Source organism: Pseudomonas sp. FW305-7, from assembly GCF_058786735.1.
Map to the genome: position 1 here is coordinate 58,767 of NZ_JBYSZA010000031.1, position 11,159 is coordinate 69,925.

Below are 11,159 nucleotides of genomic sequence, written 5' to 3' on the forward strand. Positions count from 1 at the left end.
TAAGCGCCTGAATTTATTGCGGTTCTGTTACAGGGTTATGACCGAATCGGTGGATTCCGATGAAAAAGTGGCACTTTGCTTTGAGTCCCGCGCGGTCTGCACCCGATTGCGCCCTTCACCCTTGGCGCGGTACAGCGCCTCGTCGGCCTGGCTGGCCATCATCAGGCTGTCAGAGTCGTCGCGCATTTCCACCACGCCAGCGCTGAAGGTGCACCACAAGTCCTGTGGCTGTGCCGGGTAATGGATTTCAGCGAAGCGCTGGCGGATCTCGTCGAGCACTTTGTGCGCCGCCTCGATATCGGTGTCGGGCATGACGATGGCGAACTCTTCGCCGCCGTAACGACCAATGAAATCGGTCTTGCGCAAACGTTGCTTGAGGAACAGCGCCAGGCTCTTGATCACGCGGTCGCCCATCGGGTGGCCGTGGCTGTCGTTGACCCGTTTGAAGTGGTCGATGTCGAGCATGGCAAAGCTCAGCGGCTTGTTTTCGCGGCGGGCGCGGAACGAGCAGTCTTCAAGCAATTGCAGGATATGCGTGTGGTTGTACAACCCCGTGAGGCTGTCGCGGACCATGCGCGCCTTGAGATTGCGCGCGCGGGCGGCGCGGTTGCGCACCGTCGTGATCAGATGCCGTGGCTTGATCGGTTTGGTCAGGAAGTCGTCGCCGCCCTCGCTCATGGCGTCGAGCTGCTTGTCCAGATCGTCCTCGGCCGACAGGTAAATGATCGGCACGCTGACGTAGCGGTCGTTGTGGCGGATGACTTTGGCCAGTTCGGTGCCGGTGCAGGCCGGCATGTACATGTCGAGGATGATCAGGTCCGGCTGGAAATCCGCCAGCTCCGCCATCGCCTGAATCGGTTCGATCAGCGTGCGGGTGACTATCCCGGCACTGTTGAGCAGGCGCTCGGTGTGCAAGGCCTGCGCACGCGAATCGTCGATGATCAGCACTTTATAGGGTTCGTACTGGGCGACGCAGGTGAGGACTTCGATCTTTTCCAGCAGGCTCGACGCTTCGAGGGTGCCGGTGAGGAATTCCTGACCACCGGCGCGTACAGCGGCGAGGCGTGTCGGCGTGTCGGTTTCGTGCAGGCTGAAAAACAGCAGCGGCAGCGGTTCGTCCAGACCTACCTGGGCTTCGGCGGCCAGTTTCAGGCCGATGCCGGGGCCGCTGAAGTCGACGTCCATGACGATCGCCGCTGGCAAGCGTTCGACCATCGAGGAGCGAAACGCCGCGACGCTGTCCAGCGCCTGCGCGGTCAAACCGAAAAACTCCAGTTGTTTGGCCAGGCGCTCGGCGCGGTCGTGATCCTGCAACATCACGTAGATCGGCTTGCGCAATGGCGGCAGGAACGTCTGGTCGAGTTGATCGCCATGGCGCAGGCCGGTGCGCGACAGGCGCTGCATCAAGCGATTGAGGTCAGTGATCAGGCCGCTGCTCAGGCGTCCGCGATTAGCGTCCACCGCTTCCAGCGACTGACTGATATGGCGCGCGAGCTGGGTATGCTCGGGCTGTTCGAAACGCTCGGCAAAACGCAACAGGCGCAAGTTGGCCTCGCTCAGTTCGGCGAGGTCGACGGTGGACCATTCACTGCGTTGCAGGCGCTGCCATATCTCAAGAATCTGACGTGCCTGATGAATTACCCGCTGGGCAAAGTGGTGCTTGAGACGCTCACGGCTGGGGTCTTCTGGCTCGGTCATATCCTGACTACTAGTTAGGGTGCATGCTGAGATCGACTGGTGGCTCTATGCTAGCACCTCTTTTCCCTTAGACGAGTGTCGCACGTCAATAATCTGCAATGCGTCACTATTCAGTTTCTGACCGAGTGGTTTTGTTTTTGACCTCTTCGTCGGTCAAGTCCCCGTACGCATTGGGGATGGCAGCGAACAGGCCGGCAATCCGCTGAATTTGTGGCGCCGCTGACATCATCGTGGTGAATGCGCTTTTCGAGGGTTATCAATGCGCTGCGAAGGAGTCATAGGGGAGGTGGCATCAGGGATTCCCTTAGATCTGACAGATGCACCAGCGACCTGCGCGATTTGCTGCTTATCTTTAAGCGCGGGTGCCCGGCCTTGGCACGTTGTTGTATGGTTGTGGTCGAACCGATGAACTCAAGTGATTGAAAGGATATCGCCATGCTGGACTGGAAAAACCGCGCGGGCAGCGCGCCTGAACGTGCCGCCGAGCCCAAGTCGGCCACCCGCAGCTATGTCGGTGGGCTGCTGTTCAGCCGCGCGCTGGCTACGCTCATCGGTATTTATCTGCTGGTGACCATTGGCCTGGGCTGGTACTGGAGCCAGGAGCCGGCGCTGTTTCCGGTGGCGCAAAACGCCCAGGCGGCCGCTGAAAAAGAAGGCAAGCAAATGGTAGTCGGCTACACCACGGTCGAAACCTTGAAGACCGTCGCCGGCACATTGCTCGACAAGCCGGGCGGCTACATCTCCAACGACCGCTTCCCGCCGGGCCTGTGGATGGACAACACGCCGAGCTGGGAATACGGCGTGCTGGTGCAGGTGCGTGACCTGACCCGTGCACTGCGCAAGGATTTCGCCCGTTCGCAATCGCAGTCGGCGGAAGATGCCGATCTGGCCAAGGCCGAACCGCGCTTCAACTTCGACAACAAGAGCTGGATCCTGCCGTCCAGCGAGTCGGAATATCAGGAAGGCATCAATTCCCTGAGCCGCTATCAGGCTCGTCTGTCTGATCCAACCCAGAAAAACGCGCTGTTCTATGCGCGCGCCGACAACCTCAACAACTGGCTGGGCGACGTCGGTACCCGTCTCGGTTCGCTGTCGCAACGTCTTTCGGCCAGCGTCGGTCGCGTCAAACTCAACACCGCGCTGAAAACCGAAGTCCCGGCAGTCGGCGAAGTGCCGCAGGTTGATGAAGAAGTCGTCGAGACCCCGTGGATGCAGATCGACAACGTGTTCTACGAAGCACGCGGTCAGGCCTGGGCACTGTCGCACTTGCTGCGTGCCATCGAAGTCGACTTCGCCGATGTGCTGGCGAAGAAGAACGCCACGGTCAGCGTGCGTCAGATCATCCGTGAACTCGAAGCTTCGCAAGAGCCGGTCTGGAGCCCGATGATCCTCAATGGCAGCGGCTTCGGTGTGCTGGCCAACCACTCGCTGGTCATGGCCAACTATATTTCCCGAGCCAACGCCGCAGTGATCGATCTGCGCCAACTGCTCAATCAGGGCTGAGCCATGGTCGATAGCGCCAAAGAGGCGGCCCACCGCGCCGCCTCCGATGCCGAACAGATCGCCTGGGTCGACGAGCAGGACAACCTGCTCGGCGCCTTGGTACGGGCCGATTTGCGCGAGCGCGGGCTGATCGGCCGTGGGACCTACATCATGCTGTTCAATTCCGCCGGTGAGCTGTGCGTGCACCGGCGCACCTTGAGCAAGGCGATTTATCCGGGGTACTGGGACGTGGCGGCGGGCGGCATGGTCCAGGCGAACGAGACTTACGCCGAATCGGCAGCCCGTGAGCTGGAAGAGGAGCTGGGTGTGAGTGGCGTAGCGCTCACCGCTCACGATCATTTCTACTTCGAGGACACCGGCAATCGCCTGTGGTGTTCGGCATTTTCCGCCGTGTGGGACGGTCCGTTGAAACTGCAACCGGAAGAAGTGCTGGAAGCGCGCTTCATTCCGGTCGAACAAGTGCTGCTGGAAATCGAGCAAAAGCCTTACTGCCCGGACTCTCTGGCAGCGTTGAAGCGCTATCTCAAGGCTCAGCAAAGCGACGTCGCAAAGAACACATAAATTGGCGCCGATTGGCACTTAGCATTTAGGTTTTTTGCCGTTACACTGCGCGACCTTTTCAAGCTGCACCGGCCTGCTTTTATTGAAGAACCGGTGCAGTAGCGCTGCCCCTGCCTGAGTGGGGCTTCGCGGTCGATGACCTTGCCCAAGGTCGCGATCAGTCTTTGTCCTCCCAAGAGGATTGCCGGTGGCCAAAAAAGCCGCATCCTTCGCCGCCTTAGGTGGCCTGGTATTTTCCACCGACGCAGGTCGTCATTGCCCGGAATGCAGTAAGCCGGTGGACGCCTGTATCTGCAAACAAACCGTGATCCCGGCCGGCGACGGCATTGCCCGCGTGCGTCGCGAGAGTAAGGGCCGTGGCGGCAAGACGGTGACCACCATCACCGGCGTGCCACTGGCCGAAGACGCGCTCAAAGAGTTGGCGACAACGTTGAAGAAGCGTTGCGGCACCGGCGGCGCGTTGAAAGACGGGATCATCGAAATCCAGGGCGATCATGTCGAGCTACTCTTGGCAGAACTGATCAAGCACGGTTTCAAAGCGAAGAAGTCCGGCGGCTAGCAGCCTCTGTGAAAACCACCTGCGGCTTGATCCGGCTCTGAATATCTTCGGCTCCGGCGTCGTCTCCATGGTTTTCACAGAGCCTGTTCATGACCGGTTTCTAAACTCCACGCAGTCAGCGCGGTCTACCACCGCGCTGACGAACCGTCATTTTCATTCTTTAGACTGCGCCGGCCTGAACGTCAGGCGACGCACTATGACTTCTTTATAGGGGACTTCGATGTCCGTACGACGCACACGCAAAGACGATGGCAGCCAATGGACAGTTGCGGACAGCCGCAGTGTTTACGGGATTCGCCATTGGGGGGCCGGGTATTTCGCGATCAATGACGCCGGTCGCGTCGAAGTTCGTCCGAACGGCCCGAGCAGCTCGCCTATCGACCTGTTCGAGCAAGTCGACCAACTGCGCAAAAGCGGTTTGTCGTTGCCGTTGCTGGTTCGTTTCCCTGACATCCTGCAAGACCGTGTTCGCCAGTTGACCGGTGCATTCGATTCGAACATCGAGCGTCTTGAATACCAGAGCAAGTACACCGCGCTGTACCCGATCAAGGTCAACCAGCAAGAAGCGGTGATCGAGAACATCATCGCTACCCAGGACGTTTCCATCGGTCTGGAAGCCGGCTCCAAGCCTGAGTTGCTGGCCGTACTGGCACTGGCACCGAAGGGCGGCACCATCGTCTGCAACGGTTACAAGGACCGCGAGTTCATCCGTCTGGCGCTGATGGGCCAGAAGCTCGGCCACAACGTGTTCATCGTGATCGAGAAAGAATCCGAAGTCGGTCTGGTGATCGAAGAAGCCGCCTCGTTGAAGGTCAAACCGCAGGTTGGTCTGCGCGTACGTCTGTCGTCACTGGCATCGTCGAAATGGGCGGACACCGGTGGCGAAAAATCCAAGTTCGGTCTGTCGGCGGCGCAGTTGCTGTCGGTAGTCGAGCGCTTCCGCGCTGCCGGTCTGGATCAGGGCATTCGCCTGCTGCACTTCCACATGGGTTCGCAAATCGCCAACCTGGCTGACTATCAGCACGGCTTCAAGGAAGCGATCCGCTACTACGGTGAGTTGCGCAACCTTGGTCTGCCGGTCGATCACATCGACGTCGGTGGCGGTCTGGGCGTCGACTACGACGGCACGCACTCGCGCAACGCCAGTTCGATCAACTACGACATGGACGATTACGCCGGTGTCGTTGTGGGCATGCTCAAGGAATTCTGCGACGCGCAGAGCCTGCCGCACCCGCACATCTTCTCCGAAAGCGGCCGCTCGCTGACCGCGCACCACGCGATGCTGGTGGTGCAGGTGACTGACGTCGAGAAACACAACGACGAAATCCCGCTGATCGAAAACAAGGAAAACCTGCCGGAAACCGTGCAGTGGCTGGTTGACCTGCTGGGTCCGACCGACATTGAAATGGTCACCGAAACCTACTGGCGCGCCACCCACTACATGAGCGACGTGGCCGCGCAGTACGCCGACGGCAAACTGACCCTGGCCGAGAAAGCCCTGGCCGAGCAGTGCTACTTCGCCGTGTGCCGTCGCCTGCACAACTCGTTGAAGGCGCGTCAGCGTTCGCACCGTCAGGTGCTCGACGAGCTCAACGACAAGCTGGCCGACAAGTACATCTGCAACTTCTCGGTATTCCAGAGCCTGCCGGACACCTGGGCGATCGATCAGGTGCTGCCGATCATCCCGCTGCACCGTCTCGACGAAGAGCCGCTGCGCCGCGCGGTGCTGCAGGATCTGACTTGCGACTCCGACGGCAAGATCAACCAGTACGTCGACGAGCAGAGCATCGAGACCAGTCTGCCGGTGCACGGTCTGAACGAAGGCGAAGACTACCTGCTGGGCGTGTTCCTGGTCGGCGCCTATCAGGAAATCCTCGGCGACATGCACAACCTGTTCGGTGACACCGACTCGGTGAACATCTATCAGAACGCCGATGGCAGCGTGTACCACGCCGGCATCGAGACCCACGACACCATCGAAGACATGCTGCGTTACGTGCACTTGTCGCCGGAAGAACTGATGACTCACTACCGCGATAAATGCGCCAGTGCCCGCATCAGTGCCAGCGAGCGTACGCAATTTCTCGATGCCTTGCGTCTGGGCCTGACCCGCTCCTCCTACCTGTCTTCCTGAGGCCAGGTTGCTATCTTGCCGGGTTGTCTGAAATTTTCCCGAAAGCTGTGGAAAATTCGGATGACCCGGTGGGATATATCCCAAAATCTTCGCGAAATGCTTGGCTATCCCCGCCAGCAAAGTCATCCGGTCTGCTTTTCGCGTAGGTCATTTCCTAAGTTGTACTTCAGCTCTCTACTCGGCCATGGCTCTCGGCGAGAATCCCCGACCGCCCCTCCTGTAGAGATCCGCCTATGTTCGATCCAGTCTGCGAGTCGTCGTTTCGTCTCGATGTAGCGGGCCTGTCCGACCCTTTCGAAGTCTTGGCCTTTACCGGTAGCGAAGCCATCAGCGAACCCTTTGCGTTCGAAATCGATGTATTGATCGACGATCCGCAACTGGATCTCGCCGGTCTGCTTTACCGTTTCGCGTATTTGTGTTTCGGACCGTCAGGGGAGGGCGTGCACGGGCAGTTGCAGAGCCTTGTCCAGCATGAACACGGGCTCGGTTCGAGGTTGTGCCGGATTCGTCTGGGGCCGAAACTCGGTTGCCTCGATCTGCGCATCAGTCAACGCATTTTTAGTGGCCGTTCGGTGCCGCAGATCATCGAGCAAGTGCTCAGGGAGCATGGGATTGTCGGCGCTCAGCGACGCTTCGAGCTGCACGGCGACTACCCGGCCCGCACGTTCTGCACGCAATACCGTGAATCGGATCTGCAACTGCTGCAGCGTCTGTGTGCGCAGGCGCGGATTCACTATTTCTTCGAGCACGGGCGCGACCGGCATTGCCTGGTGTTCGGCGACGATCAGGCGCAGTTGCCATTGGCAGGCGCCGCGCTGTATCAGGACGTAGATGACGGCCATCGCGTCGCCCCCACCGTGCATCACTGGCAATTTGAAGAAATTTTGCAGGCGGATTCGCGGCAGGCGCAACGAGCCGAAGGGCGCAGCGATCTGACCACGTTGCGCAGCGGTCACTGGCTGCGATTGGTTGGCCATCCTTTCGCCGAGTGCAATCGTCAGTGGTTGTTGACCCGTATTGAACATTGCGCTGATCCGTCCCTCGATCTGCCTTATGCCAACCGGCTGTTTGCCGCTGCGCAGCTGTCGCCGGCGGCGGTTGCGGCAGCGTCACGGCTGCGCATGCATAGCCTGCAACGGGCCTGGGTGGTGACGGTCGACGAACCGCAGCCCGACCGTTTCCGGCCGGTGGCGGTGCAATTCGACTGGCTCTATCAGGGCGAGGGTGCGGCGCCAAGTCATTGTTGGCTGCCGCTCGCGCCGTCCTTGGCCGAGGCGCCGTTGGCGGCACTGGGTGATGGGGTCGAGGTGGTGGTGAGCTTCTTTGAAGGTGACCCGGATCAGCCGATGATCAGCGGCGTCTTGCAACCGCCGATGGCCGTCGCGCAGATCACCGATGATCCTCCGTTGCCGCTGCCGGACAAATTGGTGAGTGAAGGGTTGCAGCAGTTGCTGGCGTCTGGCGAACCGTTGTTGCTGTTGTGCCTGATCCCGGGCGGCGGGAGTTTCAGCCACTGCGCAGAGGCCGTGTGCAGTTGTCGGCTGATGGCTTCGCTTGAACAGAGCGGCGCAACATGAGCGGCGCGGCGCTTGAGCCTATGGCGCAATGGCTGCTGCTCGACAGCCCGGATGCTGCGCGGGCGCTGTCGGTGTTACGCCAGGCGTTTCCCGGAATACGGCGCTTCTGGCTGTTCGAGGGAACCGAATTCGAGCCGGTCAGCGAACATGGCCCGGTATTGGTCGACCTGTGCGACAGCTCCGCGTTGTCAGCCTTGTGTCACAGCGATCCGGACACCTGGCGTGGGCTGTTGCTCAGCAGCGACGCGCCTGCGCAGGTGTTGCTGAGTCACTTGCAGCGCATGCTCACGGTCTCGTTCGGATTGAATCATCGGGCCTTGCTCAGCTACTACAACCGCCAGACCGCGAGCTATTTTTTCGACGCCTGCGATGCCGGCGAATTGAGCCGCTGGCTCGGGCCGATCCGCCAGTTGCGCTGGTTCGGCGGCACCTGGGCCGACCGTGCAATCGGCAGTCAGGGCTGGCAGCAGTTGCGCAATCCGGGGCTGGTGGTCGAACCCCTGAACATCGAAGAAAGCCTCACCCGGCGTCAACGCGAACATCTGCAAACGTGCCTGCTGGAACAGCACATCTGGCGGTGGTGCCAATCGCTGGGAACCGACTACATAACGATGGCCTCCCATGTTCAACAGGGGCTGGCGCTGGGCTTCAGCGACCGCACCGTGCTCGATGGCTGGCTGTGGCTACGCTTGCTGCATCCGCGTGCCGTATTGATGCCGCCACCCGAGGGCTTGACCCAGCAGGAGCGGCTTGAGCACGTGCGGCGCCAATGGCGCGATGGTCCGGTTTGACATGAGGTTTGGCGCCTATGAGAGCTTTTTTTCGGCAAAGGTTTAGCGCGTTGATCGGCGCTGTTGTGCTATTGGCGCTGAGCGCCTGTTCGCCGGTGAAACTGCTCAATGCCTTGACCCCGGACAGCACGTTCGAGAAAACCACCGGCATTGCTTATGGCGACGATCCTCGGCAGAAACTCGATGTGTACGTGCCACGTCGGGCGCTGGCGGATGCGCCGGTGGTGGTGTTTTTCTACGGTGGCAGCTGGAACAGCGGTGCGCGCGAAGACTACGGCTTTGTCGGCGAGGCGCTGGCGTCTCGCGGCATCGTCGCGGTCGTGGCGGATTATCGGTTGTATCCGCAGGTGCGTTATCCCCTGTTTCTTGAGGATGGCGCGCGAGCGGTGGCCTGGACCCGGGCGCACATTGGCGAGTTTTCCGGCAATCCGCAGCGCTTGTATCTGATGGGGCACAGTTCGGGTGGCTACAACGCGGCGATGCTGGCGCTCGATGGCAGCTTGCTCGGTGCGGTGGGCATGTCACCGAAGGATCTCAGCGGCTGGATCGGCCTGGCCGGGCCCTACGATTTTCTGCCAATCAAGAATCCCGAGGTGCGTCCGGTGTTTTTCTGGCCGGACTCACCGCCGCAATCGCAGCCAATCAATCATGTCAGTCGCGGCGCGCCACCCGCCCTGCTGATCGCGGCGAGCAAGGATGACCTGGTCAACCCAACACGCAACACCGGCGGTCTGGCGCGCAAACTGCGCGCAGCCGGGGTGCCGGTGCAGGATCTGTACTATTCGCGGCCCAGTCACATCACCTTGGTCGCAACGCTGTCGCGACCGTTGCGACGACTGGCGCCGGTGCTCGACCAAGTTGTCGGGTTCATCGAGCACACGCCGACTCAGTGAGCGCCGCCATTGAACCAGCCGTCGTTGCGCTTGAGCCACCATGCCTGCGCCCCGAGGGTCAGGCTGCGCAGCACCATGAACAACAGGAACGTTATCCACAGGCCGTGATTGCCCAGACCTTGCAGCAGCCAGGCGAACGGCACGAGAAAAACCACGGTCATGAGCATGCCGTTGCGCATTTCCCGGGCACGGGTGGCGCCGATGAACAAGCCGTCGAGCAAATAGCTCCAGACCGCAATCAATGGCAGCACGGCGAGGTACGGCAGATAAATGAACGCGGTGTCGCGCACGCTTTGGATATCGGTCTGCATTTCGATGAACAAGTGCCCGGCCAGCAGGAACAACAGGGCAAAACCGAGGCTGGCGATCAGCGACCAGCCTCCGGCAACCACCAGCGAGCGACGCAAGGCGAGGCGATCACGGGCGCCGATGGCGTGGCCGCACAATGCCTCGACCGCGTGGGCCAGACCGTCCAGCGCATGGGCCGTCAACAGCAAACCGTTGAGCAACAGGGCGTTGGCGGCGACTGTTGCGTCGCCGAGTCGCGCGCCTTGCACCGTGATCAGGAAAAATACCGATTGCAGCGCCAGGCTGCGAATGAAAATGTCGCGATTGACCGCCAGCAGTGGACGCCAGCTCTGCCACAGCTTGAGTGCGGCCCAGACGATGTGCCCGGGATAGGCGCGCAGCGCCTTGCGCGTCAGCAACAGGCCGAGCAGGGCACCGCACCACTCGGCAATCACCGAGGCCCGTGCCGAACCGACCACGCCCCAGTCCAGACCGATGACGAACCACAGATTGAGGGCGATGTTGATCAGGTTGGTGGTCAGCAGAATCGCCAGCGGCGCCCGGGCGTTCTGGGTGCCGAGGAACCAGCCGACCAATGCATAACTGGCCAGCGCGGCAGGCAAACCGAACAGCCGGGTGTGAAAAAAGTCGCGAGTGAGTTGATCAAGCTCCGCCGATGGCTGCATGAAGTGCAACGCGACACCGCTCAGTGGTACGCCCAGGATGCCTAGGACCAGTGCCAGCCCCATCGCCAGCAACAACCCCTGCAAGAGGATCTGCCGCAACGCTGCACCGTCGCTGCGCCCGGCGGCCTGAGCCGCGAAGCCGGTAGTGCCCATGCGCAGAAAACCCATGGCCCAGGCCAGGAAGGTATACAGGCTGGCACCGACCGCCACCGCGCCGAGTTGATGGGCGTGCGGCAAATGGCCGATGACGGTGCTGTCGACCAGCGCCACCAGCGGCACGGAAATATTGGAGAGGATCATCGGCGCGGCAAGCGCCCAGACCTTGCGATGGGTCGGACGGTCGCGCCAGTCGGCAATCAGGTTGGACATGCGGGCTCCTTGGGGGAGCGGGATTGTAGCGATTCATGCGATCCAATGTGGGAGCGAGCCTGCTCGCGAAGGCGATGTGTCCGTCGGCGTAGATCTCGGG

9 protein-coding genes are annotated in these 11,159 nt (G+C 61.0%); 7 read left to right on the forward strand and 2 right to left on the reverse strand.

Annotated features, from left to right (window positions below):
• Positions 1 to 27 precede the first annotated feature (27 nt).
• On the reverse strand, positions 28 to 1,698 hold the full coding sequence (gcbA, locus tag AC3WMT_RS26580; RefSeq protein ID WP_103306137.1) for a diguanylate cyclase GcbA: 1,671 nt from the start codon (positions 1,696 to 1,698) through the stop codon (positions 28 to 30).
• Between the two features lie 435 nt (positions 1,699 to 2,133).
• Here gcbA and AC3WMT_RS26585 point away from each other — a divergent pair, with 435 nt between their 5' ends.
• From AC3WMT_RS26585 to AC3WMT_RS26615, 7 genes are all read left to right on the forward strand, one after another.
• A complete protein-coding gene (locus AC3WMT_RS26585) occupies positions 2,134 to 3,201 on the forward strand; it encodes a DUF2333 family protein (RefSeq protein WP_103306138.1) in 1,068 nt (355 codons plus the stop codon).
• 3 nt (positions 3,202 to 3,204) lie between these two features.
• On the forward strand, positions 3,205 to 3,762 hold the full coding sequence (locus AC3WMT_RS26590) for an NUDIX hydrolase (protein ID WP_103306139.1): 558 nt from the start codon (positions 3,205 to 3,207) through the stop codon (positions 3,760 to 3,762).
• A gap of 187 nt (positions 3,763 to 3,949) precedes the next feature.
• On the forward strand, positions 3,950 to 4,321 hold the full coding sequence (locus AC3WMT_RS26595; RefSeq protein ID WP_007914613.1) for a translation initiation factor Sui1: 372 nt from the start codon (positions 3,950 to 3,952) through the stop codon (positions 4,319 to 4,321).
• 220 nt (positions 4,322 to 4,541) lie between these two features.
• Positions 4,542 to 6,455: an arginine decarboxylase gene (speA, locus tag AC3WMT_RS26600; protein WP_093430253.1), complete on the forward strand. Its 1,914-nt coding sequence runs from the start codon at positions 4,542 to 4,544 to the stop codon at positions 6,453 to 6,455.
• Positions 6,456 to 6,688: 233 nt separating this feature from the next.
• The gene (locus tag AC3WMT_RS26605) at positions 6,689 to 8,032 is read left to right on the forward strand and encodes a type VI secretion system Vgr family protein (RefSeq protein ID WP_103306140.1); all 1,344 of its coding nucleotides are present in this window, start codon (positions 6,689 to 6,691) and stop codon (positions 8,030 to 8,032) included.
• Positions 8,029 to 8,823: a DUF4123 domain-containing protein gene (locus AC3WMT_RS26610; protein ID WP_103306141.1), complete on the forward strand. Its 795-nt coding sequence runs from the start codon at positions 8,029 to 8,031 to the stop codon at positions 8,821 to 8,823. The genes AC3WMT_RS26605 and AC3WMT_RS26610 overlap by 4 nt, the downstream gene beginning before the upstream one ends.
• 17 nt (positions 8,824 to 8,840) lie before the next feature.
• Positions 8,841 to 9,716, forward strand: coding sequence for an alpha/beta hydrolase (locus AC3WMT_RS26615; RefSeq protein ID WP_103306142.1), 876 nt, complete (start codon positions 8,841 to 8,843; stop codon positions 9,714 to 9,716).
• Here AC3WMT_RS26615 and AC3WMT_RS26620 read toward each other — a convergent pair.
• Positions 9,710 to 11,059 (reverse strand): MATE family efflux transporter, encoded by a 1,350-nt coding sequence (locus tag AC3WMT_RS26620; protein ID WP_103306143.1) that lies wholly within the window; start codon positions 11,057 to 11,059, stop codon positions 9,710 to 9,712. The two genes, AC3WMT_RS26615 and AC3WMT_RS26620, sit on opposite strands and share 7 nt — an antisense overlap.
• Between the last annotated feature and the right edge of the window lie 100 nt (positions 11,060 to 11,159).